Raw genomic sequence first — 26,597 nt, forward strand, 5'->3', positions numbered from 1 at the left:
ATCCGGGGCAGGTTGTTTACGCGTTACGCACCCGTTTGCCACTGGCATTGCTGCCCGTTCGACTTGCATGTATTAGGCCTGCCGCTAGCGTTCATCCTGAGCCAGGATCAAACTCTCCATTGTAAATAGTTGTGTAGCCTGAGCTACTGTCTTGTTCAACCGCTTCCCGAAGGAAAACCAGTTGGGCTCATTCTTAGTTGTGCTAACCAGTTTGTCAAAGAACTGTCGGCTCAGCCGTTGCTGAACCTGGGTGAGAGCGAGTGCAGTGAGCAGCCCGGGCCTCGTGTTTCAATCAATTGGGAGTGCAAAAGTAGTGGTTTTGTCGTCCCGTGTCAAGTGTTTGCTGAAATTTATTTTTGTCTTTCATTCTCAGCTACTTACCTGTAATGTGCTGACAAACAACGGGTTGCGTTTATTTTGTCGGCGTGTTTCCCTCATTTGGGACTGCAAAGGTAGGCGCTTTCTGGCCCCCTGTCAAGACCCCGCCCCAAAATAATTTGGAGATTCTTTGAGCTTAATTGGTAAGTGGCCGTAAGACAGCCACTTACCAATTAAAACTTTTTTAAACTTTTTTTACCAGGTGATTTTTCTTGCCTTTAGACACCAGAATATACCGGCCCTGGAGCCATTCGAGGTCCAGCGGTGCTGCCGGGTCAGCAATCTTTGTCTTGTTAATACTTACTGCGTTTTGCGAAATAGCCCGCCGGGCTTCACCTTTTGATGCGTAGATTTCGCCACGTGTCCCTACTGACAGCAAATCGGTAATGTCTTTATTCGTCTCCAGGTCCTGCGTTGACACTTCCGTTTGGGGTACTCCTTCAAAAATGACGTCAAATTCATCGGCTTTGATGGATCGCAATGTATCGAGGGTCGCTTTGCCAAACAGCACTTCCGACGCTTTAACGGCCAGTTCGTATCCAGCTTCGGAGTGAACCCGGGTTGTTACGTCTTTGGCGATGGCTTTTTGCAGAATGCGCAGGTGTGGAGCTTCGGCGTGTTGCCGTTCCAGTTCTTCAATTTCTTCACGGGACATCAAGGTGAACACCCGAATCAGCCGGGGGCAATCATCATCGGCCGCGTTCAGCCAGAACTGGTAAAACTGATAAGGCGATGTCATGGCAGGATCAAGCCAAATGTTACCTCCTGCCGATTTCCCGAACTTAGTTCCGTCAGCTTTCGTAATCAGTGGCGTTGTCAGTGCGAAAGCCTGATAGTCTTCCCGGCCCTCTTTGCGCCGGATCAGTTCGGTGCCAGTAGTAATGTTACCCCACTGATCCGAACCTCCCATCTGCAACTGCACCCCTTTATGTTTATAAAGCCAGTAAAAGTCGTAGCCTTGCAATAACTGGTAAGAAAACTCCATAAACGACAGCCCCGTTTCCAGACGTTTCTTTACGGAATCTTTTGCTACCATGTAATTCACCGTGATATGCTGCCCGGCTTCCCGCAAAAAATCCAGGAACGACATCTCTTTGAACCAGTCGTAATTATTGACCATTTCGGCCGCATTTTTGCCGGCATCAAAGTCGAGGAAGCGGGTTAATTGTGCCCGGATCCCTTCCTGGTTACGACGCAGCGTTTCCTCTGATAAAAAGTCACGCTCCGTTGAACGGCCCGATGGGTCGCCGATCATACCGGTAGCTCCACCGACCAGGGCATACGGTTTATGTCCTGCACGCTGCAGATGAACCAATAACATGATCGTGGCCAGGTTGCCAATATGCAGAGAAGCCGCGGTAGGGTCGAAACCAATGTAGCCTGCCGTCATTCCCTGGGCGAGTCGTTCTTCGGTGCCGGGCGTCATGTCGTTTAGCATACCACGCCAGCGGAGTTCTTCAATAAAGTTCATTTGTAAAGAAGAAAGGAGAAAAGGAAGAAAAGGTACGTTTAGGCTTTCTATTCTTCACATCTCTCTTTTATGATTCGCAAAAATAAGGCTTTATGGTATAAGCAGGGATGAATCCCCATAGCTTAAGAATCGGTAATCCCCATCGAGTGCTTCCCTGTATACCTCGCGCCACTTTTCTCCGATCAGAGCAGCTATAAGCAAAATCAGGGTTGAGCCGGGCTGGTGAAAATTAGTGATGATGCCTTTGCACAGCCTGAAGGTATAGCCGGGCGTGATATAGATACCGGTGTGGGCAACAACCGATGTTTGCCCCGATTGCTCCAGATAATGCTGAACGGCTCTGAGCGACTCCGGCACGGTCGGCTGTTCATCAGGGGGAAGCTGATAGGCGTAATGCTGATCGAGCCGAAACGGCTCTGGTTCCTGACGTAGTAGTTTCACCCCCATCCAGTACAGGCTTTCGAGCGCTCGCATGGACGTAGTACCCACCGGTAAAATCCGATCATGATGATCAAGCAGCCGGCGCAGGTTTGATAGCGTGTATACTACCTGTTCCGTATGCATGTGGTGCTGACGAACGTCGTCGGTTTTGATGGGCTGGAACGTACCGGCTCCAACGTGGAGCGTCAGGTAATCGTGTTCGAAACCACGACGAGCCAATTCGTCGAATACGGCTTCCGTGAAGTGCAGACCAGCCGTTGGTGCTGCCACGGCTCCCTCCTGTCTGGAATAAACCGTCTGGTACGTATCCCGGTCGGCGTCGACTACGGCGCGTTTCAGGTAAGGGGGCAGCGGAATCTGTCCGGCCAGATGAATGACCTTTGCGAAAGATTCAGTGCCGGACGGCGACCGCCAGCTCAACCGCACGGCCGACTGTTCATAGTCCTCCCAGGTAGCCTCCAACAGGATGTCACCGGCCTCGGAAGGCAACGTAGTGTGTAGCGTTTCAGTGGGTTTCCAGCGTTTGCGATTGCCAACCATGCATTGCCACACAACACTGCCGGTATCCTGCATAGCCAGCGTAATGGGTCGATCAAGTGGCAGCGGATTCAACAGAAACAACTCAATAACGGCCCCCGTCGACCGGGTGAAAATCAGCCGCGCCGGAATGACTTTCGTATCATTAAACACCAGAAAGCTCCCATCGGGCAATTCATCAGGCAAGTTGATAAAGCGGCTGTGCGTGATCTGCCCGCTTCGATACACCAGCAGCTTCGACTGATCCCGCTGGGCCAACGGAAACCGGGCAATTCGTTCGTCGGGCAGTTCATACTGAAACTGCTCCAACCGTAGCGTCTCAGCGCTCATCATGCGCAACTGGTTTGATGAGCAAACGAACCGGCAAAGCAATCAGCACGGCGGCCAAAATGAGGGTACTAAGCGGCAGCAGCCACGCGTAATTGATTGGCGTAGCAGTAAGATCTGATCGGTTCAGCAGCGACAGTACGAACAGCGCCAGGCCCAGAATGGTATTGATGGCCGCCATGATGGCGTAAAACCAGTTGGTGATGATCTCATTCAGTTCGGCCCGATGATCCGCCCAAAACGGTTGATTTGGGATGGGAATCTGACTGACTGGAATACGCGTAAACAACTTGGCAACCGTATTGATGAGCGTGTTGTTGATCAGAAAGATGGCTACTGCTCCGTAGAATATGGTTTCCCGGCTCATGTACTGGACAGCCTGACCGATCTCGTTAAACCGAACCGCAACTGCGCCGGGATAAGAAACGTAGCTGGAGAAAAGTGATAGAAGTAACCCAAGAATGGAAATAACTCGCCAAACGCGAATAAAAAACGTGCCTGCCTTCATTAGAAATTAATTGCGGTTTCTGCAGATTTTTGCCGTATCCGGCGGTTTTTGGTTGCCAGAAGCAGCTAAAAACTTATTTGCCCGAAACCAGTTCGATTGATCAGGGTGCAAAGTTAGCCCCAGAATAGGCGTATTCCACTTTGTTACAAGAAAGTAAGTTGACGTAGTATGAAGATATATACCAAAACCGGCGATAAAGGGTTTACAGGGTTGATTGGTGGTCGGCGTGTGAGCAAAGCTGACCTGCGTATTGATGCCTATGGCACTGTCGATGAACTGAATGCCTGGATCGGTCTTGTACGCGACCAGCCGGTGAACAGCGAGCGGAAAGCGTTTTTGAAAGAGATTCAGGACCGGTTATTTACAATCGGTTCTGAGCTGGCAACCGATCCGGACAAAGCGCCCAAACGTGCTATGCCAGCCATTATTGACCAGGATGTTACGCAGCTTGAACAGGCAATGGATCAGATGGATACCCTGTTGCCCGAATTACGTGCGTTTGTCCTGCCGGGCGGACACGAATCCGTTTCGTACTGTCATCTGGCCCGGACGGTCTGCCGACGGGCGGAGCGGTTAGTGATTAGCCTCAACGAAGAAATACCGGTCGATGAACTGGTGCTGCAGTTCCTGAACCGACTGTCGGATTACCTATTCGTGCTGAGCCGGCTGATGGCCCATGAACTGAGTGCAGAGGAAGTAACCTGGCACCCACGGACTTAAAAAGTTGTTTTGACAACTAAGTTAAGTCAAACTAATTTTTTAGCTTTGCCACTGGCCCTTTGGTACGGTTAACCAACGGGTCAAGCTCAATAACCACAAGCTGTTATGACGACGGATGCATTGCAAATAGAGTTGCGGAAAGCCGAACGCTCCCGTATTCAGGAGGTAGATTTTAATCACCTTCCTTTCGGCAAACACTTTTCGGATCACATGTTCGTGGCCGACTTTGTAGATGGACAGTGGCTGAATCAGCAAATTGTACCCTTTGACAATTTTACGCTCAGCCCGGCTTTGTCGGCACTGCACTACGGTCAGTCTATTTTTGAGGGCATGAAGGCGTTTAAGAACGAAGCCGGAGAAGTGCTGATGTTTCGTCCGTACGCTAACTTCGAACGTATGAACGAATCGGCCCGGCGGATGTGCATGGCTACCCTGACCGAAGAGGTCTTCATGGGTGGTCTGGAAGCTCTGCTGCGGGTGGATGCCGACTGGGTGCCGACTGCTCCCGACAGCTCGTTATACATCCGGCCGTATATGTTTGCTATGGACACCTTCCTGGGTGTGGCTCCGTCAAAAACGTACCGGTTCTGCATTTTCACCTGCCCTGTGGGTGCTTACTATTCAAACCCGCCCAAGCTGAAGGTTGAAACCGAATACATTCGGTCGGCGCCGGGTGGTGTGGGCTACGCTAAATGCGCCGGTAACTACGCCGGTTCTATGTACCCGACGCTGCTGGCCCAGCAACAGGGCTACGATCAGTTGATCTGGACCGATGCCCGTGAGCATAAATACATTGAGGAATCAGGCACGATGAACATCATGTTTGTGATCGACGGAAAGCTCGTAACTCCGGCGGTTTCGGACTCTATCCTGAAGGGCGTAACCCGGGATTCAATCATTCAGATTGCCCGGAGCTTCGGCATCGAGGTAGAAGAGCGTAAGGTGTCGATTGAGGAGGTAATTGGCGGTATTGAGTCGGGTCGCCTGACTGAAGCGTTCGGCGCTGGTACGGCCGTGGTTGTGTCGCCCTACTCACTGATCGGGTACAACGGAAAAGACCACATGCTGCCCGAGTTCTCGCCTGAGAATTCCCTGGCAGTCAAAATTAAGAACTACCTGACCGACCTGCGTACAGGCAAGGTTGAGGATACGTTTGGCTGGGTGCATAAGGTGTAGCTCAGCAACTCCCTGTAAAGAACCGGGTCCCATTACGTTGACATTCGTCGCGGTAATGGGACCCGGTTCTTTCGTAGGCTTCGGTAACTTACAGTGTCTTACCTGGCCGAAGCCGTTGTGAGTGCGTCGGCCGGGTTGATCCGGATTTTCAGCCCGTAATCCTTTCCTTTGGACACATCTCTCACCGAAATCGTTTCGGCTTTCGGGCCTGTCCAGACCATTGCACCTTCCTGCGTTACGGGTTGGCCGTACCGGGCCGTAAAGTACGTTTGCAGATCCTGCTGGTAGGCTTTAGCTGACTGAGGGGTGTTCAGGAAGATGTCAGCAACGATTGCCGACACATGCTGTCCTTTCTGATAATACAAAAAATCAGCGGATTCCAGGTTCGAAAACTCGACCGTATACCCTACGTGTTCGTTGTCGTTTTCAAACAACTCGCCTTTCTCGGTAGTCCGAACGGTGGCTATCGGATCGCCAAGATTGATACCGCGCCAGTGGCTATCGGGCGTCAGGCCCAGCGAGTCGAGCCGCCCGCTAACGATAGATGCTCCCGATTCGGTAGTACCAGTCACTGCGGCCAACGAGTCGGCTGCTTTTGAATCAGCCTGCCGGCGGTTACGGCAGGCATTGCTAAGTATGGTTAACCCCAGGAGTACTCCTACCAGAAGGTATCTGCTCATGTCAGCGCAATGTCAAAAGCCAGGGTTATTTTTTCTTGGGCGTCGTGGCTGGTTTGGCCGGCGCTGAACCGCCCGCACTGGCCGGTTTCTGCGCGGTAGTCGGAGCCGGGTTAGCGGTCGGCGTAATTCCCATCTTTTTCAGGATCAGCGCCGTTACGTCGTGTTCTTTGGGCGTGTAGAGCAACGTTGGTACGGCATTAATGCCAGAGTCCAGATTGAAGATGTAGGCATACCCGTTTTCGGCAGCCACCTCATTGATGTTCTTCTGTATTTTTTGAAGAACCGGATCCACCAGTTCCCGGTACTTGTTTTGCAGAGACACTTCGGCCGTTTGCCCAAACTCCTGAATACGGGTCTGGAGGCTTTGCAGTTCCGTTTCGCGGTCTTTCCGGATAATGTCCGTCATCTGCCCCACGCCTTGCTGATAAGCGGCAAATTTATCCTGCAATTCCTTCTGCATACGCTGCAGTTCCGTTTCAGCCTGTTTTTGCTGAATGCTCAGCTGAGATGAAATCGTTTTGGACTCGGGCGTTTGAGACAGGATGTAATCGATTCGTGTATGACCCACTTTCACGGGAGTTGAGGCAGGTGCCGTACTGGCCGCAGGTGCCGTTACCTGATCCTGCGCCAGGGCTCCTGTCGTGACCATAGTTGCAATGGCCATGAACCCGATGACAAGTGTTTTTTGCATTGCGTTATTCATTCGCGTTTGTTAAAAATTAAGGCCTGATGCAGTCGAACCGACCAGGCATTTCAACTGCGAAATTAATACCTTTTTTCCATACAGAGTTCCACAAAGCCCCCTGTCCGACAGCTCTACGGAATCAGAAAACCGGATTTAACAATTTTTATGGATTTCGTGGCAGGGTTTGACTCCCTGAGTTTCCGGAGCGGTTGCTCACAACTCCTGCACGAGGTTGAAATAAAAGCCTTTTTGTCCCTGTCCGTTCACGACCGCGTTGAAGCGAAAGACCATGTTGTAGAAGGTTACAACGTCCAGACTTACCCCCGTCCCGACAAGCGTGCGGTTTGCCAAACGGCTTTGGTATTGCTCGGCTACGCTGCTGCCAACGTACCCCATGTCGGTAAAGGCCGTCAGGTAAGCGGCAATGGGCACGGTGTTGAATTGCCGGACAGGCAGCCAGTCGAGTTGCTTACGGGTTTTCAGGAGTTCGTAACGAAGGCTATTACGCCAGATACCAAATCGCTGACCATCAATTACGTACAGCTCGTAGCCACGTACCATATCCAGCGAACTGCCGAGTGCCCGCAGGTTAGAATAAGGCTGCTGGCTGGCCCACGTAGCCCGACCACGTACACCACTGGCCATATAGAATTTGCCACCAAGCCCCCAGTATCGGGTCAGGGATGCACTCATTTCCAGTTGACGGAAATTGTCGCCCGGCAGAAGCCCATTCACTCCAACGATACCCGTCAGCAGAGTCCCTTGCAGGGGATAAGCTACGTTATCGCGCCGGTCGTAGCGATACCCGTATGTCAGCGACATATAACGCTGCTGCGTGCGGCCGTCGCCGAAATAATCAGGGTTCAGACAGGCCACGGTATCGGCAATAGCGTTGCGGTGATACCGGGTTTCGAGCGAATGGTAATGATACAGCCCCTGCCGCCGGGTCAGTGCCACGGATGCATAAGCGCGCTCCCGCAGCAGGCCTTCCGATCGAATGTACAACCATTTATCAGCGCTGGTCCGGTAAGGAATCTCTTTGTTGGTGATGTAGCCAACGTCAACGCGCAAACCGGTTGTCTGGGCTTTATCGATGTAGGGCCGTTGGTAGGAAAGCACAGTCCGGCGCAGGAAACCCAATTCCATGACGGCCTGCAACCGGTCGTTGGCGCCCGTGAAATTCCGCCAGCTCAGTCGGCCGCCGTAGATCACCCGGCGCAAATCACGACCCCGATCGTACCACCATTCGTTGAAGTTTCGATCGGCCAGATCGAACACCGGGTAAAGGATGATGTACCACCGTTCTTTCATAACAACCTCTACATCGACCTGCTGTAGCGGCTCCACTACGTTCATTGTATCGGCTGGCGTGGTGATTGCACCCGCGGGTACGACGGGCTTTGACGTTACGTCGACCGTTATAAACAGGTTGGTATTATTGATGTTTCGCTGGGCCCAGATCAACTTACTGGGCAGCTCGCTCTGACGTAGTGTATCGCCGGCTTTCAGCGACATTTCGCGCAGAACAATCCGGTCCTGGGTGCGGTGATTTCCGTTCAGGATGATGGACCGCACAACGACCCGTTTCCCCATGGCATCTGCAATGCCGGCAGAATCTAATCCAATGGCCCCATAGGCCGACTGGTAGACCAGCGACAAAAGAATGAAGACAACCGTACCAACGCCACGTAGCTGTAGAACCATCCTCAAAATTAACTCTTTTCAGAAAAATAGGTCAAGAATTTCTCCTAATCCTTCAAATTCGTTTGTAATATTGTTTTCTGTACTGTAAGATAACAGCGGCTAACCTAATCATACTAGTTCATGCAAACTGAAAAAATTCAGAAACCGGTTCAGGCTCAAAGGCCAAGGCTTAGTTTCTGGCAGATATGGAATATGAGTTTTGGATTTTTTGGAATCCAATACGGCTTTGGGCTTCAACAGGCCAACATGAGCCCTATATTCCGGTATCTGAATGCCGATGAGTCGTCTATCCCGGCCCTATGGCTGGCAGGACCCGTAACCGGTTTGCTGATTCAGCCAATTATCGGTGCCATGAGCGATCGCACGTGGTCGCCACGCTGGGGCCGTCGTAAACCATATTTTCTCATTGGTGCCCTGATTACCAGCGTTGCCCTGTTTCTGATGCCTAACTCATCAACGCTCTGGATGGCCGCCAGTCTGATGTGGATTCTGGATTCGGGTCTGAACGTATCGATGGAACCATTCCGGGCGTTCATCGGCGATAAACTGAACGAAGACCAGCGCACCATTGGTTTCGCCATGCAAAGCTTCTTTGTCGGGTTTGGTCAAACGCTGGCCAACCTGATGCCGCGTATTCTTCCCCTCTTCGGCCTGACGATGGTAGCTACGGGTACGAACGCCATTCCGGACATTACCCGCTGGTCGTTCTACATCGGTGCGGTAGCCATCGTGGCCGCCGTTCTCTGGACGATGTACACTACGGATGAATACCCACCGGAAGACATGGCCGCTTTTGAACGGGAGAAACGCGAGGGCGGTGGTATCTTTAAAGCCTTCGCGGAGGTAGGCATAGCGCTGCGCGAAATGCCACCGACGATGCGGCAGTTGTGGTGGGTCAAGTTCTTCACCTGGTACGGTCTGCCGCTGATGTGGCAGTATCTGTCGCTCGCCATTGCCCGCCACGCATTCAATGCCCCCACGGCGCAGTCGCCTGGTTTCGAACGCGGCATTGAAGTTGGCAACGACTGTTTCGCGTTGTTCAATGTTGGGTGCTTTGGCGTTTCGTTCTTCCTGCCTGCTATTGCCAAACGCATTGGACGCCGGGAAACGCACGCGTTGTTTCTGACACTCGGAGGACTCGGTTTCATATCACTGCTGTTGGGTAGCGATAAAAACGCTTTCCTGATTGGAATGGGACTGGTTGGACTGGCCTGGGGTTCAATTCTGTCCATGCCGTACGTAATGTTGTCGTCGTCGGTACCTCAGGAACGGATGGGGGTTTACATGGGGCTGTTCAACGGCTTCATTGTGGTGCCGCAGATCATCAACATGATCACCGTTCCTTTTCTGTACGACAGCGTTTTAGGGGGCGATCCACGCAACGCCTTAATTCTATGCGGCATTTGCCTGCTGCTGGCGGCCGGTGCCTGCTTCCTGGTTAAAGAAACCCGCCGGAGCGAACAGGCTGCGTTCCCGATTGAGCCGGGCGGCAACTAAAATTCAAACTGTTTTCTACATTTGTCACTCAACTGTTCTGGCGCAGTGCCGGTAGTTGAGTGACATTTTTGTATCCGCTATGAGCCTTAATCGCCCGTATGCCCTTCTGTCGGTGGGAGAACTGCTTGCCGATTTCATCAGCCATCACGTCTCCCGCGATCTGCTCGATGCGCCCGATTTCCGCCGATATCAGGGAGGCAGCCCGGCCAACATGGCGGCTAACATGGCCCGCCTGGGCAACCGTACGGCTCTCGTAGCCTGCGTGGGTAACGATAACCTGGGGCGCTACCTGACCCGCGAGGTAACCGAAGCGGGTGTCGATACCCAATTCACAACCGTCGACCCGTATCATCCGACGAGCCTCGTTATCGTTTCGCGCACCGCGGGCACACCCGACTTTATTGCCTACCGCACTGCCGACTGCCAGATCAAAGCCGAACAACTTCCGGAATCGTTGCTGGCTCAGGCTCATATTTTTCATACCACCTGCTTTGCGTTAAGCCGACAACCGGCTCAGCAAGCCATCGTTGAGGCAGCGCACCGTGCCCGGCGGCTAAGTTGTCACATCAGCATTGACGCCAACTACGCACCCAGCATCTGGCCCGACCGCGATGAGGCCTGGCGTGTCCTGACTGACTACTGTTCAGCTGGTGCACTGGTTAAACTAAGCGAAGACGACACCACGCGACTCTACGGAGAACCCAGGCCGATTGAGCAGGTATTAACCGACTTTCACCGGATGGGCGCTCAGCAGATCTGTTTGACCCTGGGCGCAGAAGGTAGTCTGGTTTCGTATGATGGAGGAGCCAAACAGGTACGTGTTCCTGGGCGCAAGATTGACGTAGTGGACGTAACCGGAGCCGGCGATGCCTACTGGGCTGGTTACCTAACGGCTTTTCTCGACGACAAGACTCCGGAAGAGTGCGCTCACGCAGGAGCCGCCCTGGCTAAAATGAAGCTGATTCGTCAAGGACCTTTACCGGCCATTATACATCGCACTGCCATTTATGAGTAGCGCCGTAGAATTGAAACACAGGTACTATACGCGATTAATTCAGTGGCGCATTGTTGATTTAAAGCTGTTGAATTAAAGCAATTTTAGCTTAGGAAATGTCAACGCTACACTCAATCTGTTTAATCGATAGAAAGTGTTTTTAGTTAACTTACACACATATAAACGCTTATTAATCAGTGTGTTTTAGAGACTGACAAAACACAACCCTGCAAGTCCTATTAGAACCATTGGCTATCAATAAGTTAAGTATTATATAAATTTTTTAAGAACTGTTCACGCACTGACGATTAAGGTATATATTTAACAGCCAATTGTGATTTTTACATTTTTTCTGGCATTTCGTATACTCATTGTTTACTTTATTTTAACTGAGTAGGCTTTCATGAAAGTAGCAATATCGTTACTGCTGATAGGAAGCTTCTGCCTGTCATGGGACAACAGCCACGGGCAGCAAATTAATGCGCAACGGGATAGTTTATTACGTCTACTGCCGACCTTGCCAAATGATTCCGTCAGATTTGGGGTGCTTTACGATATCGGCAATAGCTACAAAGCTACCGACGCACACAAGGCAAGACAATACGCCACGCAGGCGCTCGATCTGGCCCGAACCCTAAACCGAGGGGTAGACGAAGCCGACGCGCTCAACCTGATCAGTTCGACGTACCGGATTGAAGGTGACTTTCTGAAAGCGAAAAAAGCCCTCCTACAGGCACTACCCCTCTGGGATCGATTCCATAAATACAAAGGGTTGAGTCAGGGGTACCACAACCTTAGCTTCATCATATTTGAGGGCGAAAAAGAGTACGACCTGTCGCTGGCCTACTGCCAGAAAGCACTTGCTCTGAACCTTGAGCACGGTCTGACCAAATACATACCAACCAATTACAACCAGATTGGCCTGATCTACAAAAACAAAGGCCGATTGGATTTAGCCCGTGCTTATTTTTTGAAAGCGGTTCAGGTTTTAAAAACTTTACCCACAGACCAGCAAGGCGACATGAGCGCCTTTTACAACAATCTGTCGAAGGTAGCTCTGGAACAGGGTGATTCGGATGAAGCCCTGCGATGGGTCAGTTTAGCAACGAAACTGAATAAACAAAGCAACAATCAACTCTCGCTGACGTACAGCCTGGAGAATACTGCCCGCATCATGGCCTATCAGGGCAGGCTCGAACAGGCAGACAAGCTTTTCTCGGACGCCTTGAACCTGGCTCAACAGCTTAATACTCCCAAGCGCAGACGTGACATTTATCAGACCATGAGCGAATGTTACGAGCGAGCCGGAAATTTCAAACAGGCGCTCTTTACTCACAAACGATTCAACGAACTGAACGATTCGCTGTTTACGGCCACCCGAGCCAGGCAGTTGTCGGAACTACAGACACAATATGAAACCGTTCAGAAAGAGCAGCGTATCCAGCAACTGGACGCTGATGCGAGACACCGGCAACGGCAATTCACCTACCTCGGCATCGGCAGTAGCCTGCTGATTGCTTTACTGGCCGCTCTTGTCTGGCAGAACAACCGCATTCGGCGCAGCCGGAATCTTATTCGTCAGCAGTCGGAGCACCTTGAGGTCCTGATGAAAGAACTACACCATCGTGTAAAAAATAATTTTGCACTGGTGTCCGGTTTGTTGAATCTTCAAATCCAGAAAGCGCCTAACGAACAAACCATGAAAACGGTGCAGCAGCGTATTGAAGCCATGGCACTCATTCATCAACGGCTGTATCAGACTAACCACCTCACGCATGTCAATTTTCTGGAGTTTATTACCGACCTGACCGAAAGTCTGCTCCAGGCTTACGGCTTTCGGGCGGATGATATTGATCTCACGCTCGACATAGACGTCGTTTGGCTGGATGTTGATCGGGCCATTCCGCTCGGGCTTATTGCCAACGAGCTAATTACTAATACCCTCAAGTACGCCTATCAGGATACGGCCAAACCAGCACTTCGGGTAGCCCTTCAGGAAAAACCGAATCTCTCGCTTGAAGTAGCCGACAATGGCTCAGGATTTGATCCTAAAAGCTGGCAGCTTTCAGGGGGCTCGTTTGGTAAGCAGTTGATCAAGGCGTTGACAGCCCAGTTAAATGGCCGTTATGAACTTGATACGTCCAGAGGCACACGTTTCCGTTTATCAATTGCCTGACCTTTAGTACCTACCTAACTTGGTGGACAACTACCTATGACAACTATTTCTACAGGCCCAGCCTCAATTCTAATCATCGAAGACGAAGCAATTTTAGCGCTTGACCTGAGCGCCCGTATTTGCTACCAACGGTATTAGAGACCTCGAAAAGCTTGACGAGCATAAGGACGTACGGCTGATTCTATCGGCTTTCAGCATGTCCTGAACAGACGGCCTTTCTGGCAGCACTGAACGGTCGAAACAACCTCTACCTGAAAGCTTATGCTGTCGGCCTTCAACGACATAGACAACATTTATAAACTCCTCGGCCGGCAATCTGCGCAGATTGCCGGCCGAGGAGTTGGGGCTGACCCTATTTGAGGTCCTTGAGTTTGTCCAGGTTCACATCGTCCAGAACGGCTTTCAGCTTATCCATATCCACGCCCCGCCCCTTCGCAGTCACGATGAAGCGGTTATTGACCAGCACGGCAATTTCGCCATCTTTATCAGTACTGTTGTACTTCTCATAGGTTTTGTAATCGCCCATTTTGCTCGTCTTTTCGTAGCCATTTGCGGTTTCCTTATCAACCTCGATCATCGACCAGGCGGCCAGCCCCATCATCATGCTCGTGCCCCCGCCATCAACAATCGACAGATCCACAGTCTCGGAATCATCCGCGTTGCCGTACTTTCCGGTTGCGGTAGAGATGTTGAAGCCCATAGCCCCGTTTTTCTCGCCGGTCGCTTCCTTACGTTCCAGCCCGTCGGCATCGGCAGGGAGTAACTCCTTAAGCGTACGGAAATCTACCGTTTCCACGGGACCGTTCTTTTCCATTTCTTCAGCCTGCTTGGCCATTTCCTGAACAGCAGCCACCGCCCCGGATGTCGAAACGGACGTGTCGTCTTTTTCCTCTTCGTTGTCTTTACTTCCGCAGCCCGTTAGCAAGGCGGCTGAAACCAGGCCCGTAAAAAGTAAGAATGCCTTTCCCTTCATGTAAATAATTGGTTAAGATGAATGATGGAATGAACAGGCGGCAAACTACGACGTATTGACATAGCCGCTTCAATGTTTTGAGTAAACGAGCACGTACCTGTAAAACCGGTCAGAAAACACCGCGACCAAACTTAGGCTGTCTTACAGGCAAAAAGGCCGTTTAATCAATAAATTATATGACAGTGTGGCTGTATGGGCCATAAAGAGTGTATAGCCTAAATCATAGTAATAATCTTTTGTACATCTAGTCATATATCACTAGTATTAGCTGTTAAATCTTCTTAACCTTTTACTAAATTCTATGAAAAGCCAGTTTATTCGTTCATCAGCACGCGCTGCCGTTGTTGCTATGGCCGCTTCTCTCACGTTCGTAGGCTGTCAGCCCGTCGACGATCTGACAGCTCCAACCGCTCAGTCACCGTCTGGTGCCAATGCCCGCTTAACCGCCGGTCAGGACTACGTATCCGATGAATTGCTCATCCAGTTTTCGGACCTGATCAGCGACGACGACAAACAGAAGGTTTTCGATAAAGTCAAGGGTCAGTCGATCGAGAAAATTCTGACCAAAGCCATGGAAAAAGCCGGAAAGAAAAACGGCGTTGAACTGGTTAAAATCAAAAAAGGTGTGCTCGAAGCCATCGCTGAACTGCAGGGTTTACCAGGGGTGGAGTTTGCTGAACCAAACTTTATCTATACCCACGCGGCTACGTCGAACGATACGTACTATACCAATGGCTCATTATGGGGCTTGTACGGTCCATCAACGTCGCCCGCCAACCAGTATGGCAGCAACGCGGCCTCAGCCTGGGCCGATGGTCATGTTGGTTCAGCGTCGGTATACATCGGCATCATCGACGAGGGTGTTCAGTTGAATCACCCCGACCTGAATGGCCAGGTATGGACCAATCCGAACGATCCGGCTACCGACAACATCGATAACGACGGCAATGGGCTCATCAACGACGTCAACGGCTGGGATTTTGCCAACAACGACAGAACAATCTACGATGGTGGTACCCGGGGTTCGCTGGATGATCATGGCACGCACGTAGCTGGTACGATCGGCGGCAAGGGCGGTAACAGCGCCGGTGTGGTTGGCGTCAACTGGAACGTAACGCTGATCGCAGCCAAATTTCTGGGTCGTAACGGGGGCACAACGGCCAATGCCGTTAAAGCCGTTGACTACCTGACGAATTTGAAGAAAAAAGGCCTGAATGTCGTCGCCAGCAACAACTCGTGGGGTGGCGGTGGCTATTCGCAGGCGCTCTACGATGCGATCAAACGCGCCAACGACGCCGGGATTATGTTCATCGCGGCTGCCGGCAACAGCGGTACGAACAACGACACGTCGCCGAGCTATCCGTCAAACTATGATTTACCGAATGTGATTGCGGTGGCCGCTATCGACAAAACGGGCGCGCTGGCCAGCTTCTCGCAGTATGGAGCCCAAACGGTCGACATTGGCGCACCGGGCGTAGGGGTCATCTCCACAACGGCCTACAATACGTATTCATCCTACAACGGTACGTCGATGGCAACACCCCACGTAACGGGTGCGGTCGCTCTGTACGCATCCACGCACCCCGGCGCCACGGTAGCTCAGATCCGGAATGCCATCCTGTCGAGCGCCGTGCCAACGCCGTCGCTCAGCGGCAAAACCGTTACCGGCGGCCGGCTGGATGCCAGAGCGGCCTTGTCGCGGTAATTTCCTGAACGTAACGAAATAAGAACGGGACCAAATGGTCCCGTTCTTATTTCGTTACGTCCTCTCTCATCCGTATAGAATGCTGATTCTGATTGCCCCGAATCAGGAAGTATATGCCGAGTGCGACCGCCGGGATGCTGAGGATCTGCCCCATGTTCAAAAACAGGTCGTTTTCGAAGGCCTCCTGGTTCTCTTTCAGGTATTCGTAGAGGAACCGCAGGGTGAACACCCATATAAAGAAGATACCAAGCATACTGCCCCGGGGTGTCCGTTCACGGTTCCGGTTCCAGTACCAGAACAGAAAAAGAAACAGCACAAAACACGACAGTGCTTCGTAAAGCTGCGACGGATGGCGGGGTATTTTCTCGTATTCGGGATTATTAATGAAGATGAACGCCCAGGGTACGTCGGTGGGCCGACCAACAATTTCAGAATTCATGAGGTTACCTAACCGGATAAACGCCCCGCCAAGGGCTACCGTAATCACAATCCGGTCTGTTACCCACAGAAACGTCTGCCCGGTTTTACGGCTGGCTTCCCGCCGAGAATACAGCCATAAGCCCAGCATGATACCGATCGCGGCCCCGTGGCTGGCCAGGCCTGCATACGGCGGCAGAATTACCTCCAGCGGATTACGCAGCAACACCTGGGGTTCATAAAACAGGAAGTGGCCGATCCGGGCACCCAGCACCGTCGAAACGACCATGTAAATCAGCAGGGTGTCCGTATCGGCAATTGGTTTGTTCTCCTGCTTAAAGATATGCGTCATGATCTGCATACCAATCAGGAAGCCCAGTGCAAACAATAACCCATACCAGCGGATTGAAAAGGAACCAATGTGAAAGATTTCGGGATTTACATCCCAAATAATGTACTGCAGCATAGCGTATTGATTTCGGAGTCGTTACCTGTAGAACGACGACAGGCAAAGATACGTAAGTGCGGGAAAGTTTTTAGCCGTTTCGGTGTTTAAGAGATCAATATGAAACAGCTCCTTATTGGTCTGGTCAGGGTGTACCAGGCGGCCATCTCGCCTTATTTTCCGAATGCCTGCCGCTATACGCCTACCTGCTCGCAGTACATGATTGAGGCAATCGGAAAACATGGCCCGATAAAAGGCGGCTGGCTGGGTCTGAAACGCATCGGCCGCTGCCATCCGTGGGGTGGTCATGGCTACGATCCGGTGCCATAAACCGGATTAGACTGACATTTTGACTTATTCAGCGTATTTGCCTGATTTTTGCCTCTGGCCTAAGATCATCAGGACGTTTACGACAACAGAAGATACTATGCTTGGCATTACGGCAGACAACAAACTCAAACGCCTGATCGTGGTTGGCGATCGGGTGCTGATCAAACCTAAAGACCCCACCGACCGCACCGCCAGCGGGTTGTACCTCCCCCCTACCGTTCAGGAAAAGGAGCAGGTGCAATCGGGCTATGTCATTAAAGTCGGACCTGGCTACCCGATTCCGGCCCCTGTAGATGATGAGCCCTGGAAGGAAACCGAAGAAAAAGTTAAATACATGCCGCTTCAGGCGCAGGAGGGCGATGTGGCGCTGTACCTGCAGCGTAACGCCATTGAATTGCAGTATGAAGGTGAACAATACGTTATTGTCCCTCAGGCTTCAATTCTGATGCTGGAGCGCTCGGAAGACCTGCTCTAAAGGCTGACTTAAAAACACTACGCCCCTTCATTAGTTAGATACCCTACTAAAGAACCATCCGGATATGGAAAGCGTAGGCAATCAAACCAAGTCGCTCAAGGCGATTTTAGACGAGAAGAAAGATCATCGGCGGGTGTTGCTGCTGTATGGACGCGACGATGCCCAGCATTTTACCATCGAACAGCAGGAATCCCTTAACGAAGTCAGAGACCAACTGGAGGAGCGCGACCTCGACGTAATCGTTCTGATTGCGTCTACAGTAATGGAACCAGACCGCTGGTATCTGATGCACAGTGATTTTAAACTTAACCCGGCCGAGGACTTTATAGGTTGGCTGGTTGGTAAAGACGGTACGGTAAAAACGTCGTTCACCAGCCCCATCGACCCACAGGAGCTTTTCCGAAGTATTGACGATATGCCCATGCGGCAGCAGGAGATGTAATCAGAACCGCCCGGGCAGAGCAAACCCGGTCAGATAGCCTGGTCGGCGAAGCCGCCCGGGCGGTTCACGAATTACATTCCGAACCGATTCTTCTCCGTGATTCCCGGCCACGTATCCGTTCGGAACGGTACGGCCGGGAATCCTTCTTTGTTGTACAGGTTGACATCTCCATTATCGTCGGCCCACCCATAGCGAACCGCTACAGGAGTAGCCACCGAATCGCAGTACACAACTACTTTGTCGCCCTGAACGTCGGCTTTGGCGTAGTAAAACTTCTGGTCGGCGCCGGCCAGCTCGAAGCCTTTCAGATAGCCGTATTTATCCTTTACCATCAAACCGCTGCCTACGTTTTTAAAGGTTAATACGGCGCGGTTACCCTCAATGGTCATGTTCTCGAAACCTGGCCCGGCCGAGACCTGCTGACTGCCATACGCTACTCGCATCGCTTCGGCGGCCAGTCGTTTGCCCACATCGTGCTTGTTTTTCGGGTGAATGTCGTTCGATTCGCCAATGTCGGACGTAACGGCCATGCCTGTTTTCGGCAGTTGCAGCGTCATGGTCTGCGCTTCACGAAGTTCGGCCCAGGTGCTGCCTTTCTGACTGTTGCCGTTGGCGGAGTTGAAACTGGCTAACTGAACAAACAAGAACGGAAAGTCGCTGCCCCACTGCTGCCGCCAGTCCTCAATCATCAGCGGAAACGCTTTGCGGTACTGGTACGCCCGACCCGCATTGGATTCGCCCTGGTACCAGATTACGCCCTGCATCGCGTAGGGAATCAGCGGCTTCAGCATGGCGTTGTACAGCAGCGTAGCGAACGTATTAGGCCCCGGTTTATAGGCCGACGGAAAAAACTGCGCAATGCGGTACTGCCACTGCCCGGCCAGCGGAATATCCACGCCCGGCCCCGACAGCCGCAGCTGATCCGGCTCCCCCATAAGTCCACCAGCACCACCATTATCGGTAATGCGAATGGCGATAACATTACGTCCCGGCTTAATCAGCCCTTCCGGAAGGACGTAGCTGCGCGACCGGCCAACGTTTTTGGTGGTACCGACCAATTGTCCATTCACATACGTTGAATCGGAGTCATCAACCCCAAAATTCATGGTGAAACTGCCGGGCTTAGTGCCCGGCGGAACGTCGATGGTGCGCCGAAACCAGACAACTCCATCCACCACCGGCAAACCAGCCCACTCCCAATCGCCGGGCATCCGCATGGTTTTCCATTGACTGGCGTCAAAGTCAGGTTTGGCCCAGGTCAATTCGTCAGCAGGGGTTGGCAATTGACCATTCTGCTGCTCCTGAAGCAGTTTTTGCAGCCGCTCTTTTCCCTGCTGGATGGCTTCGTCATCCGTTGTGGGAAGTTTAGCCGCTACGTTTCGCAGGTCATCATCGCGCTCCAGCGCCTGTCGGCTGGTCCAGGTTTCGGAGTGCGTACCGCCCCAGGAGGTGTTAATCAACCCAATCGGTACGTTCAGTTCCTGCTGAAGCTGACGGGCGAAAAAATAACCCACGGCCGTAAATCGGGGAGCGGTTTCGGGTGTGCAGGCTACCCATTCGCCCTCTATATTGTCTTTGGGCGTCAGGCTCAGTGCTTTCTTGACCAGCAACTGGCGAATCTGCGGGTAGTTGGCCATTTTGATTTCCTGCCGGGCGTTGGCGGCCGCTTCGAGGGGCCATTCCATGTTCGACTGGCCGGAACAGACCCACACTTCGCCCGCCAGCACATCGTCGTACGTAATTGTATTCTTGCCCTTCACGGATAGCTGATACGGCCCGCCCGCTTCAACCGGATCGAGCGTGATGCGCCATGTACCGTCTTTGCCCGTTTTGGTGGTTTTGGTCTGACCTACGCCGGTCAGCGTAACCGTCACTTTTTCGCCCGGATCAGCCCATCCCCAGACCGGTATGGGTTTCCGGCGCTGCAATACCATGTGCGAACTGAACACATTCGATAGTCGTACGTCGGCAAAAGCAGTCTGAATGGTCAGAACGCCTAAAAAAAACGTACGTAAGGTCAATTTTTTCATCGGGATTCAGGGAGATAAGGAATACGTAGTAATCTAACGAATACATTTGAACTCGATCTGTAAATCTACAAAATGAACGTATCTGAACGCATCCTGATCAGCGGAGCTACCGGCAATGTTGGCCTGGAAACACTACGCGAACTCATGCAGCGGCCCGATACACCTTCCGTTGAGATCATCGCGGGCGTTCAGGACCCCGAGCAGGCGCGGAAGACCATCGCGGTGCAGCCCGACGGTTTTGTCAAACTGGATTTCACGGATGCCGCAACCTTTGGTCCGGCCCTCAAAGGGGTCAGCCGGCTGCTGCTGGTACGTCCTCCTCAGTTAGCCGATGTAGACAAATACTTCAAGCCCTTTATCGACGTAGTGAAGCAGAAGCCCATCCGGCAAATCGTGTTTCTTTCGTTGCAGGGCGTTGAAAACAATGCCCTTACGCCCCACTACAAAATCGAAAAGCTGATTGTTGAAGCCGGTATTCCCTACACCTTTCTGCGGCCGAGCTTTTTCATGCAGAACCTGAGTACCACGCATCGCGATGAGATTCGATTACGAAACGAGATTTTTGTGCCTGCCGGCAACGGCCAGACCAGCTTTGTCGATGTGCGGGACATTGGGGCCGTGGCGGCACTTGTTCTGACCAGCAACGGCGACGAACACCTCAACAAAGGGTATGAACTAACCGGCTCCGAAGCCCTTACCTACGGCGAAGTGGCTGAACTGCTGACCAAGGTTCTCGGCCGGGCCATCACGTACCGGAATCCATCCGTCCCTCGCTTTATCTGGCAAAAATAGCGAAACGAGAGTACGCCACTGGGTTTTGTTCTGGTTATGGTCGCCCTGTACTCGGTAGCCAGGCTGGGCAAAGCTGCCGGGCTAACCGACGAAACACAACGGCTGCTGGGTCGCCCTCCCCTTACAATCCGGCAGTTTCTGAACGATTATAAAACGGTCTGGATGCCGTAATTTGCGATCATGGCTTTTTCTACCGCTCTAACCGACACCATACCTACCAACCGCCGAACCGAAATTCTGGCCGGCATCTCTACCTTTCTGGCAACGATGTACATCATCGTGGTCAATCCGGCCATTCTCAGTCAGGCAGGATTACCGTTCAGCGGAGTGCTGACCGCCACCGTACTGCTGTCGTTCGTGTGCAGCCTGATGATGGGTCTCTACGCCCGTAACCCCATTGTAGTTGCACCGGGCATGGGTCTCAACGCCTTCTTTACCTTCACCGCGGTCAAAACGATGGGACTGCGGCCCGAGGTGGCCCTCGGCGCGGTGTTCTGGGCGGGGGTTTTGTTCCTGCTGTTGTCAATCGGTAATGTCCGTTCAGCTCTGGTCCGGACCATTCCGCATCCGTTACGTTACGCCGTTTCGGCTGGTATCGGCCTGTTCATTACGCTGATTGGGTTCGAAAACGCGAAGTTCATTGTTGCCAATCCGGCCACTCTGGTCAGCATCACCCGCCTGAACGATCCTATCGTGCTGACGTTCGTCTTTGGCCTGCTCCTGACGAGCGTACTGGTTGTGCGCAATGTACCGGGGGCCATCATCATCGGTATCGTACTGACCACGCTGGCTGCCTGGCCCATCGGCCGGTTCTGGGGCGACGCGTCAGCGATTAACTTTGGTAACCGGGAACTGGTCAGCTTTCAGGGTATCTGGGCCGCGCCCGATTTTAGCCTCATCGGTCAAGTAGACTTAGTTAATTCGCTGCAATGGTCGCTCTGGCCGGTCATTTTCGCTTTTGTGTTCACGGATCTGTTCGACAGTCTCTCTACGTTTGTGGGCGTAGCCGAAGCGGGGAACCTGTACGGTCCCGACGGCCATCCGCGCAACCTCAACCAGTCGCTGCTGACGGATGCGGTCGCTACTGCCCTCGCCGGATTGCTGGGCACCAGCCCCGGTACGTCCTACATCGAGTCGGCAGTGGGGATTGCCCAGGGTGGACGTACCGGGCTAACGGCTATTGTGGCGGGGTGCTGCTTTTTGCCGTTTCTCTTTCTGTCCCCCCTCCTCTCCATCATTCCGGCCATTGCAACGGCTCCGGCGCTGGTGCTGGTCGGTGCGTTCATGATGAAACCGATTACCCGCATCAACTGGGGCCAGTTGGACGACGCCCTGCCTGCTTTTCTGGCCCTGGTGCTGATTCCGTTCAGCTACTCCATTACGCAGGGGATCATCTGGGGCTTCCTGTCCTGGACAGTCATTAAAGTAGCGGTTGGCAAAGGTCGCGAAGTACCGGTGGGTTTGTGGATCGTAGACGGGTTCTGCGTGCTGGCCCTGTTCGCCGGCCATTGATACAGACCGGCTATTTGTCAGGTAGAACCGCCACCAATTCTATCTCAAGCGAAGCATTTGGCGAATACAGTCGCTGAATCTGTACCCAGGTAGCTGCGGGCCAGTCGCCTTTATAGTATTTTTTACGAACGTCGGTGTGCTTCTTTACCTCGTCAATATCCGTTGTGTACAGGTTTTCCTTAACCACGTTCTGAAACGTAGCGCCATAGGCAGCCAGCGTCTGTTGCAGCCGGTCATATACTTTCGTTAATGCGGTCGCCATGTCGCCACCGGCTACGGTTCCGGAGATATAGATCGTGTTACCCGCTTTGACGGCCTGCGCGTAACCGGCGTTGTCTTCGCCTTCCTTACTGAGGTTGAATTTTTGCTTCTCAATGGTACTTTGGCCTGATTGTGCATAAACAACGCCAGCCAACATCAAAACGACGACTGTAGTGACTAGTTTTTTCATGATTTTTGAATCTGATACACGAATGAAATCATGAAACAAAATAAAGCGCAATCGGGTAGTACTCACCGGTTTTTAATAAATGGCGTATGGATGTTGTGGCTGGCATTTGCCTGCGTACCGGCGCTAGCCCAACGCTATGAACCCCGACCTGTTACGGCCCTGCTGGGCGCCTTCGACGAAGAAGTAAAACTGGTTCAGCAGTCGCTGGAAAACCGCCGGGTGCAGGTTATCAACGGCATAACCTTTACCACCGGTCAGGTCAATGGTCACGAGGTAGTTGTGGCTGAAACGGGTATTGGGAAAGTCAACGCAGCCATGACCACGGCCTTTATGCTGGCCCACTTCCGCCCCCAGCGGGTGCTGTTTACCGGCATCGCGGGCGGTACCAACCCCGATCTCCAGCCGGGCGACATTGTGATTGCACGACAAACCGCCCACCACGACTTTGGCTACATTACATTCAACCGGCAGAAAACCAACCAGACGCGTAACGCCATTACCAAAGAGTTCAATCCGGCCTATTTTCCGGCTGACTCAGCCCTATTGAAGGTAGCCGTCGAAGCGGCCAGAACGGTGCCGTTCGAAGCCATTCCTGTAACGTCGCGACCACCATCGGTCATTGTCGGCACAGTCGTAACGGGCGACGTTTTTGTTTCGTCGGAAGAGAAAGTCCAGAGCTTACGTAGTGAATACAACGCCGATGCGACCGAGATGGAAGGTGCGGCCGTTGCGCAGGTGTGCTATCAGCAGCAGGTACCTTGTCTGGTCATTCGAAGCCTCAGCGACAAAGCCAACGCCAATGCCCGCAACGACATGCTGACTTTTTTTAAAACGGCCGCCCGCAACTCTGCCAAACTGGTCCTGGCGATTGTAAATGGGTTGTAGCTGTTTTGTCAACTGCTTTCCTTCGATAAGCCTGTTATAAAAACTCCAGTTACTCAAGCGCAATGCCATCATTTCCAGGGTAAAATTTAAACTCTACAGCCCTTTACTAGTTATTTGCTTGTACAAGCACAAAAATTAACTATGTCAACCATTGCCGTTTTTGGGGCTACAGGCCGTTCTGGTCTTCCCCTTGTCCAGAAAGCATTGGAGGAGGGCTACCGAATTAGAGCGCTGGTACGCAATCCTCAGAAAATGACACTTGTTCACCCGCATCTCACCATCATCCCAGGCGACGCACTGGACCCAAAATCAGTCAGCGAAACCATCGACTACAGCGACGGTGTACTCAGTGCCCTTGGTCAGGATAAAGCCAGTTTACCGGATTTCCAGACCCGCGCTACCCAACTGATCGTCGACACGATGAAGCAGCAGGGTGTCCGTCGGCTTATCTCATTGACGGGCGGGGGCGTGCGTGATACCGCCAACGACAAACCGGGCCTAATGGACAACGTCATCGTGTTTATTATGAAGAATCTGGCCGGTGCAGGCGCCCGAAACGCACTGTATGATGGCATCAGCCACGCCGAGTTAATTAAAAACAGTGGCCTTGACTGGACAATCGTGCGCGGTCCGATGCTGACCGAAGACCCCGCTAAGGGCACGTATAAAATTGGATACGTCGGAACAGTACCGGGTATCAAACTGACCCGCGCGGACCTTGCCGACTTCATCATCAAGGAATTTGAAACAGGCCAGTATCTGCACAAAATGCCGTTTGTCACCAACGGGTAAGTCAGGTCCTGATGCATTCCCTCAGAAAAGCCGCTTGTCTTTGGCGTCAGGTGGCTTTTTTAACATCTTTGGTGATTACTCAACTTAACACCCCTGTTCCTCTCGAACGGGCAGCCCATGGCACTACCTTCAACTAACCCGTTCCGGTCCTTCTGGATGGCGGGCTACGAATGCACCGATCAACTCAACTGTTTTGGCAACCGCGTTGATTTTTTACCGCTAACCGGCCATACGCAACTACTTGCCGAAGATTACGCCCATCTCGGCCCGTTCAGCATCCGCACTGTCCGGGAAGGGATTCGCTGGAGCCAGATCGAAAAAACACCGTATCACTACGACTGGAGTCTGGTCAAGGCCATGATCCTGGAAGGTCGCCGGCAGGGAATTCAGCAAATCTGGGATATGTGCCATTTTGGTTATCCCGACGATCTGACACCCCTCCACCCCCAGTTTGCCCGTCGGTTTGCGGCACTCTGCCGGGCCTTCGTTGCGTTCTACCGATCGGTGCTTCCCGACGATGAACTGGTGGTTACGCCCATTAACGAGGTTAACTTCATTTCGTGGCTCGGTGGGGATGTGCGTGGTACGTCGCCCTACTGCGTTGGTCAGGGCTGGGAGGTAAAGTACGGGCTGATGCGGGCCTATATCGAGGGCGTAGCGGCCCTGCGCGAAGCAGACCCGTCGGTGCGCATCCTGACCACCGAACCACTGGTACAGATTGTCCCGCCCCTGAATGCAACAAACGAACAAATTATAGAAGCCGCTACCGCCGACGAAAACCAGTTTCAGTCGGTGGACATACTGGGTGGCTTCATGTGCCCCGAACTCGGCGGTTCTCCCGACTACCTCGACCTGCTCGGTTTTAACTACTACTACAATAACCAGTGGGAACTGGGTTTTCAGACGTTTCTGCCCTGGGGCGACCCGGTTCCCGATCCGCGCTGGCTGCCCTTGCGCAAGCTGCTGCTCAAAGCCTATCGACGGTATAGCCGACCGATTGTCCTGACCGAAACCAGCCATCCGGGTATTGACCGTCCGCACTGGATACGCATGATCGGCCAAGAGAGTGCCGCATTGGTTCAGGAAGGCGTACCACTGTGGGGCGTCTGTCTGTACCCGATTATTGACCGCCCGGACTGGGATCATCCTACCCAATGGCACCATTCAGGCCTGTGGGATGCTGAGCTGGTCGATGGCGAACCGCCCCGCCGGGTTCTGTACCAGCCGTATGCACAGGCGTTGCTGGAAGCGCAGGTGATGGTCGAACAGGCTCGTGTTCAGTCAGCTACCATGACCGAGGCCGTTACCGCTACGTAGCGAGCCCGGAGCTTACAGATAGAGTTGAACCATCCGCTGCCAGTAGCAGGCCTGGTGTGCCCGACCATCCCAGATAATAAGTTCGTGCGGGATCTGCTTGGCCGTCAAAACCTCACTCAGCGTCAGATTACTACCCAGAAACGGGTCTTCGGCCCCAATGGCGATGGTTATTTCCATCCGTCTTAGTTCCTTCAGAATCTGCTCATCAACCAGATTAGGTACAAAGTGCGTGGGGGTGTGAAAATAAACTTCGTCGTTGTAAAAATCATCAAACAGGCTCCGAAACTCGGCTACGGGCGTAGACAGATCGTAGCGACCGCTCAACGCTACGATCTTCCCAAAATGTTCGGGGTGGCGAAGCGCAATGTTGACGGCATGGTAAGCCCCCAGGCTGCACCCGTGAGCAATCATGAACGGCTGCGGATTTTTGAGTCGCGAAAGGGGTAATACTTCGTTCAGAATGTACTGCTCATACTGGATATGGCGCTGAATACGGTCCTGCGGATGGATGTGTCGGTTATATACGCTTTCGCTGTCGACACTATCAACGCAGAAGAGCTGGAGTAAACCAGTATTGATCGAACTGGACAAAGCCTCAACCAGCCCGAAGCCTTCGTAATCAAAAAAACGGCCCCGACGGGTTGGGAAAACCAGCACCCGCGCCCCTGCATCACCAAAAATGAGTAGCTCCATATCCCGGTTTAAGTTCGGGCTGAACCATTTATGGTATTCACGGT

26 protein-coding genes and 1 rRNA gene are annotated in these 26,597 nt (G+C 52.6%); 15 read left to right on the plus strand and 12 right to left on the minus strand.

The genetic code is table 11. The annotated features are described in order from the left end of the window. From DYU11_RS24415 to DYU11_RS24430, 4 genes are all read right to left on the minus strand, one after another. Positions 1 to 123 (minus strand): 16S ribosomal RNA (locus DYU11_RS24415); the annotation flags it as partial. Positions 124 to 562: 439 nt separating this feature from the next. Beyond that, positions 563 to 1,849 carry a tyrosine--tRNA ligase gene (gene tyrS / locus DYU11_RS24420; RefSeq protein WP_119670360.1) on the minus strand — a complete coding sequence of 429 codons (1,287 nt, stop codon included), beginning with the start codon at positions 1,847 to 1,849 and terminating at the stop codon, positions 563 to 565. A 90-nt stretch (positions 1,850 to 1,939) separates the two neighbouring features. Then, on the minus strand, positions 1,940 to 3,160 hold the full coding sequence (locus DYU11_RS24425; protein WP_119670361.1) for an S-adenosylmethionine:tRNA ribosyltransferase-isomerase: 1,221 nt from the start codon (positions 3,158 to 3,160) through the stop codon (positions 1,940 to 1,942). Next, positions 3,147 to 3,521, minus strand: a complete 375-nt coding sequence (locus DYU11_RS24430) for a hypothetical protein (RefSeq protein WP_229366018.1) — start codon at positions 3,519 to 3,521, stop codon at positions 3,147 to 3,149. Before DYU11_RS24430 ends, DYU11_RS24425 begins: the two co-directional genes overlap by 14 nt. Before the next feature lie 309 nt (positions 3,522 to 3,830). On the opposite strand from DYU11_RS24430, the gene DYU11_RS24435 reads away from it, so the two are divergent. Then, entirely contained in the window at positions 3,831 to 4,382 is a 552-nt protein-coding gene (locus tag DYU11_RS24435) for a cob(I)yrinic acid a,c-diamide adenosyltransferase (RefSeq protein WP_119670363.1), read from the plus strand. A gap of 105 nt (positions 4,383 to 4,487) precedes the next feature. After that, on the plus strand, positions 4,488 to 5,558 hold the full coding sequence (locus DYU11_RS24440) for a branched-chain amino acid aminotransferase (protein WP_119670364.1): 1,071 nt from the start codon (positions 4,488 to 4,490) through the stop codon (positions 5,556 to 5,558). 98 nt (positions 5,559 to 5,656) lie between these two features. Here the strand turns inward: DYU11_RS24440 and DYU11_RS24445 are convergent, their stop codons facing one another. The 3 genes from DYU11_RS24445 to DYU11_RS24455 all read right to left on the minus strand — a co-directional run bounded on the left by DYU11_RS24445 (position 5,657) and on the right by DYU11_RS24455 (position 8,627). After that, positions 5,657 to 6,238 (minus strand): hypothetical protein, encoded by a 582-nt coding sequence (locus DYU11_RS24445; protein WP_119670365.1) that lies wholly within the window; start codon positions 6,236 to 6,238, stop codon positions 5,657 to 5,659. Between the two features lie 25 nt (positions 6,239 to 6,263). Continuing rightward, positions 6,264 to 6,929 (minus strand): OmpH/Skp family outer membrane protein, encoded by a 666-nt coding sequence (locus DYU11_RS24450; protein WP_199736784.1) that lies wholly within the window; start codon positions 6,927 to 6,929, stop codon positions 6,264 to 6,266. 207 nt (positions 6,930 to 7,136) lie between these two features. Then, on the minus strand, positions 7,137 to 8,627 hold the full coding sequence (locus DYU11_RS24455; RefSeq protein ID WP_119670366.1) for a BamA/TamA family outer membrane protein: 1,491 nt from the start codon (positions 8,625 to 8,627) through the stop codon (positions 7,137 to 7,139). 120 nt (positions 8,628 to 8,747) lie between these two features. Here DYU11_RS24455 and DYU11_RS24460 point away from each other — a divergent pair, with 120 nt between their 5' ends. The 3 genes from DYU11_RS24460 (at position 8,748) to DYU11_RS24470 (ending at position 13,294) form a co-directional block, all read left to right on the plus strand. Beyond that, positions 8,748 to 10,124 carry an MFS transporter gene (locus DYU11_RS24460; RefSeq protein ID WP_119670367.1) on the plus strand — a complete coding sequence of 459 codons (1,377 nt, stop codon included), beginning with the start codon at positions 8,748 to 8,750 and terminating at the stop codon, positions 10,122 to 10,124. Positions 10,125 to 10,203: 79 nt separating this feature from the next. After that, the gene (locus DYU11_RS24465) at positions 10,204 to 11,139 is read left to right on the plus strand and encodes a carbohydrate kinase family protein (protein ID WP_119670603.1); all 936 of its coding nucleotides are present in this window, start codon (positions 10,204 to 10,206) and stop codon (positions 11,137 to 11,139) included. A gap of 382 nt (positions 11,140 to 11,521) precedes the next feature. After that, positions 11,522 to 13,294 carry a tetratricopeptide repeat-containing sensor histidine kinase gene (locus DYU11_RS24470; RefSeq protein WP_119670368.1) on the plus strand — a complete coding sequence of 591 codons (1,773 nt, stop codon included), beginning with the start codon at positions 11,522 to 11,524 and terminating at the stop codon, positions 13,292 to 13,294. Positions 13,295 to 13,646: 352 nt separating this feature from the next. On the opposite strand, the gene DYU11_RS24475 is transcribed toward DYU11_RS24470, so the two are convergent. Beyond that, positions 13,647 to 14,267: a transposase gene (locus DYU11_RS24475; RefSeq protein WP_119670369.1), complete on the minus strand. Its 621-nt coding sequence runs from the start codon at positions 14,265 to 14,267 to the stop codon at positions 13,647 to 13,649. 349 nt (positions 14,268 to 14,616) lie between these two features. Between DYU11_RS24475 and DYU11_RS24480 the strand changes: the two genes are divergently transcribed. Next, on the plus strand, positions 14,617 to 15,972 hold the full coding sequence (locus DYU11_RS24480) for a S8 family peptidase (RefSeq protein ID WP_229366019.1): 1,356 nt from the start codon (positions 14,617 to 14,619) through the stop codon (positions 15,970 to 15,972). Positions 15,973 to 16,018: 46 nt separating this feature from the next. On the opposite strand, the gene lgt is transcribed toward DYU11_RS24480, so the two are convergent. After that, a complete protein-coding gene (lgt, locus tag DYU11_RS24485) occupies positions 16,019 to 16,855 on the minus strand; it encodes a prolipoprotein diacylglyceryl transferase (protein WP_119670371.1) in 837 nt (278 codons plus the stop codon). 99 nt (positions 16,856 to 16,954) lie between these two features. Here lgt and yidD point away from each other — a divergent pair, with 99 nt between their 5' ends. The 3 genes from yidD (at position 16,955) to DYU11_RS24500 (ending at position 18,081) form a co-directional block, all read left to right on the plus strand. After that, the gene (gene yidD, locus DYU11_RS24490) at positions 16,955 to 17,164 is read left to right on the plus strand and encodes a membrane protein insertion efficiency factor YidD (protein ID WP_119670372.1); all 210 of its coding nucleotides are present in this window, start codon (positions 16,955 to 16,957) and stop codon (positions 17,162 to 17,164) included. Positions 17,165 to 17,261: 97 nt separating this feature from the next. After that, positions 17,262 to 17,639, plus strand: coding sequence for a co-chaperone GroES (locus DYU11_RS24495; RefSeq protein WP_119670373.1), 378 nt, complete (start codon positions 17,262 to 17,264; stop codon positions 17,637 to 17,639). Positions 17,640 to 17,703: 64 nt separating this feature from the next. Continuing rightward, a complete protein-coding gene (locus DYU11_RS24500) occupies positions 17,704 to 18,081 on the plus strand; it encodes a DUF4174 domain-containing protein (protein ID WP_119670374.1) in 378 nt (125 codons plus the stop codon). Between the two features lie 71 nt (positions 18,082 to 18,152). Here the strand turns inward: DYU11_RS24500 and DYU11_RS24505 are convergent, their stop codons facing one another. Next, complete coding sequence (locus tag DYU11_RS24505) at positions 18,153 to 20,111, minus strand: sialate O-acetylesterase (protein ID WP_119670375.1); 1,959 nt, start codon at positions 20,109 to 20,111, stop codon at positions 18,153 to 18,155. Between the two features lie 72 nt (positions 20,112 to 20,183). Here DYU11_RS24505 and DYU11_RS24510 point away from each other — a divergent pair, with 72 nt between their 5' ends. The 3 genes from DYU11_RS24510 to DYU11_RS24515 are packed head-to-tail and all read left to right on the plus strand — an operon-like array spanning position 20,184 to position 22,415. After that, a complete protein-coding gene (locus tag DYU11_RS24510) occupies positions 20,184 to 20,903 on the plus strand; it encodes an SDR family oxidoreductase (RefSeq protein WP_229366021.1) in 720 nt (239 codons plus the stop codon). A gap of 36 nt (positions 20,904 to 20,939) precedes the next feature. Beyond that, complete coding sequence (locus DYU11_RS33860; protein ID WP_262697159.1) at positions 20,940 to 21,074, plus strand: hypothetical protein; 135 nt, start codon at positions 20,940 to 20,942, stop codon at positions 21,072 to 21,074. A 9-nt stretch (positions 21,075 to 21,083) separates the two neighbouring features. Continuing rightward, positions 21,084 to 22,415 (plus strand): NCS2 family permease, encoded by a 1,332-nt coding sequence (locus tag DYU11_RS24515; protein WP_119670376.1) that lies wholly within the window; start codon positions 21,084 to 21,086, stop codon positions 22,413 to 22,415. A gap of 10 nt (positions 22,416 to 22,425) precedes the next feature. Here the strand turns inward: DYU11_RS24515 and DYU11_RS24520 are convergent, their stop codons facing one another. Continuing rightward, positions 22,426 to 22,866 (minus strand): RidA family protein, encoded by a 441-nt coding sequence (locus tag DYU11_RS24520; RefSeq protein ID WP_119670604.1) that lies wholly within the window; start codon positions 22,864 to 22,866, stop codon positions 22,426 to 22,428. 90 nt (positions 22,867 to 22,956) lie between these two features. On the opposite strand from DYU11_RS24520, the gene DYU11_RS24525 reads away from it, so the two are divergent. The 3 genes from DYU11_RS24525 to DYU11_RS24535 all read left to right on the plus strand — a co-directional run bounded on the left by DYU11_RS24525 (position 22,957) and on the right by DYU11_RS24535 (position 25,860). Next, positions 22,957 to 23,751, plus strand: coding sequence for a 5'-methylthioadenosine/adenosylhomocysteine nucleosidase (locus tag DYU11_RS24525; RefSeq protein WP_119670377.1), 795 nt, complete (start codon positions 22,957 to 22,959; stop codon positions 23,749 to 23,751). Positions 23,752 to 23,892: 141 nt separating this feature from the next. Continuing rightward, the gene (locus DYU11_RS24530) at positions 23,893 to 24,543 is read left to right on the plus strand and encodes an NAD(P)-dependent oxidoreductase (protein WP_119670378.1); all 651 of its coding nucleotides are present in this window, start codon (positions 23,893 to 23,895) and stop codon (positions 24,541 to 24,543) included. A 117-nt stretch (positions 24,544 to 24,660) separates the two neighbouring features. Beyond that, positions 24,661 to 25,860, plus strand: a complete 1,200-nt coding sequence (locus DYU11_RS24535; RefSeq protein ID WP_119670379.1) for an amine oxidase — start codon at positions 24,661 to 24,663, stop codon at positions 25,858 to 25,860. Between the two features lie 12 nt (positions 25,861 to 25,872). Here DYU11_RS24535 and DYU11_RS24540 read toward each other — a convergent pair whose 3' ends face one another. Continuing rightward, the gene (locus tag DYU11_RS24540) at positions 25,873 to 26,553 is read right to left on the minus strand and encodes an esterase family protein (RefSeq protein ID WP_310589501.1); all 681 of its coding nucleotides are present in this window, start codon (positions 26,551 to 26,553) and stop codon (positions 25,873 to 25,875) included. Positions 26,554 to 26,597: the final 44 nt, after the last annotated feature.

It is taken from the genome of Fibrisoma montanum (genome assembly GCF_003583365.1).
Taxonomy (GTDB): domain Bacteria; phylum Bacteroidota; class Bacteroidia; order Cytophagales; family Spirosomataceae; genus Fibrisoma; species Fibrisoma montanum.

Excerpts from the sequence above, each read along its gene's own strand:
- DYU11_RS24500 (WP_119670374.1), top strand. The coding sequence starts at position 17,704 with ATGGAAAGCGTAGGCAATCAAACCAAGTCGCTCAAGGCGATTTTAGAC.
- DYU11_RS24510 (WP_229366021.1), top strand. The coding sequence starts at position 20,184 with ATGAACGTATCTGAACGCATCCTGATCAGCGGAGCTACCGGCAATGTT.
- DYU11_RS24515 (WP_119670376.1), top strand. The coding sequence starts at position 21,084 with ATGGCTTTTTCTACCGCTCTAACCGACACCATACCTACCAACCGCCGA.
- DYU11_RS24495 (WP_119670373.1), top strand. The coding sequence starts at position 17,262 with ATGCTTGGCATTACGGCAGACAACAAACTCAAACGCCTGATCGTGGTT.
- DYU11_RS24470 (WP_119670368.1), top strand. The coding sequence starts at position 11,522 with ATGAAAGTAGCAATATCGTTACTGCTGATAGGAAGCTTCTGCCTGTCA.
- DYU11_RS24535 (WP_119670379.1), top strand. The coding sequence starts at position 24,661 with ATGGCACTACCTTCAACTAACCCGTTCCGGTCCTTCTGGATGGCGGGC.
- DYU11_RS24530 (WP_119670378.1), top strand. The coding sequence starts at position 23,893 with ATGTCAACCATTGCCGTTTTTGGGGCTACAGGCCGTTCTGGTCTTCCC.
- DYU11_RS24525 (WP_119670377.1), top strand. The coding sequence starts at position 22,957 with ATGTTGTGGCTGGCATTTGCCTGCGTACCGGCGCTAGCCCAACGCTAT.
- DYU11_RS24455 (WP_119670366.1), bottom strand. The coding sequence starts at position 8,627 with ATGGTTCTACAGCTACGTGGCGTTGGTACGGTTGTCTTCATTCTTTTG.
- tyrS (WP_119670360.1), bottom strand. The coding sequence starts at position 1,849 with ATGAACTTTATTGAAGAACTCCGCTGGCGTGGTATGCTAAACGACATG.
- yidD (WP_119670372.1), top strand. The coding sequence starts at position 16,955 with ATGAAACAGCTCCTTATTGGTCTGGTCAGGGTGTACCAGGCGGCCATC.
- DYU11_RS24425 (WP_119670361.1), bottom strand. The coding sequence starts at position 3,160 with ATGATGAGCGCTGAGACGCTACGGTTGGAGCAGTTTCAGTATGAACTG.
- DYU11_RS24505 (WP_119670375.1), bottom strand. The coding sequence starts at position 20,111 with ATGAAAAAATTGACCTTACGTACGTTTTTTTTAGGCGTTCTGACCATT.
- DYU11_RS24450 (WP_199736784.1), bottom strand. The coding sequence starts at position 6,929 with ATGCAAAAAACACTTGTCATCGGGTTCATGGCCATTGCAACTATGGTC.
- DYU11_RS33860 (WP_262697159.1), top strand. The coding sequence starts at position 20,940 with ATGGTCGCCCTGTACTCGGTAGCCAGGCTGGGCAAAGCTGCCGGGCTA.
- DYU11_RS24430 (WP_229366018.1), bottom strand. The coding sequence starts at position 3,521 with ATGAGCCGGGAAACCATATTCTACGGAGCAGTAGCCATCTTTCTGATC.
- DYU11_RS24475 (WP_119670369.1), bottom strand. The coding sequence starts at position 14,267 with ATGAAGGGAAAGGCATTCTTACTTTTTACGGGCCTGGTTTCAGCCGCC.
- DYU11_RS24435 (WP_119670363.1), top strand. The coding sequence starts at position 3,831 with ATGAAGATATATACCAAAACCGGCGATAAAGGGTTTACAGGGTTGATT.
- DYU11_RS24465 (WP_119670603.1), top strand. The coding sequence starts at position 10,204 with ATGAGCCTTAATCGCCCGTATGCCCTTCTGTCGGTGGGAGAACTGCTT.
- lgt (WP_119670371.1), bottom strand. The coding sequence starts at position 16,855 with ATGCTGCAGTACATTATTTGGGATGTAAATCCCGAAATCTTTCACATT.
- DYU11_RS24460 (WP_119670367.1), top strand. The coding sequence starts at position 8,748 with ATGCAAACTGAAAAAATTCAGAAACCGGTTCAGGCTCAAAGGCCAAGG.
- DYU11_RS24445 (WP_119670365.1), bottom strand. The coding sequence starts at position 6,238 with ATGAGCAGATACCTTCTGGTAGGAGTACTCCTGGGGTTAACCATACTT.
- DYU11_RS24440 (WP_119670364.1), top strand. The coding sequence starts at position 4,488 with ATGACGACGGATGCATTGCAAATAGAGTTGCGGAAAGCCGAACGCTCC.
- DYU11_RS24480 (WP_229366019.1), top strand. The coding sequence starts at position 14,617 with ATGGCCGCTTCTCTCACGTTCGTAGGCTGTCAGCCCGTCGACGATCTG.
- DYU11_RS24520 (WP_119670604.1), bottom strand. The coding sequence starts at position 22,866 with ATGAAAAAACTAGTCACTACAGTCGTCGTTTTGATGTTGGCTGGCGTT.
- DYU11_RS24540 (WP_310589501.1), bottom strand. The coding sequence starts at position 26,553 with ATGGAGCTACTCATTTTTGGTGATGCAGGGGCGCGGGTGCTGGTTTTC.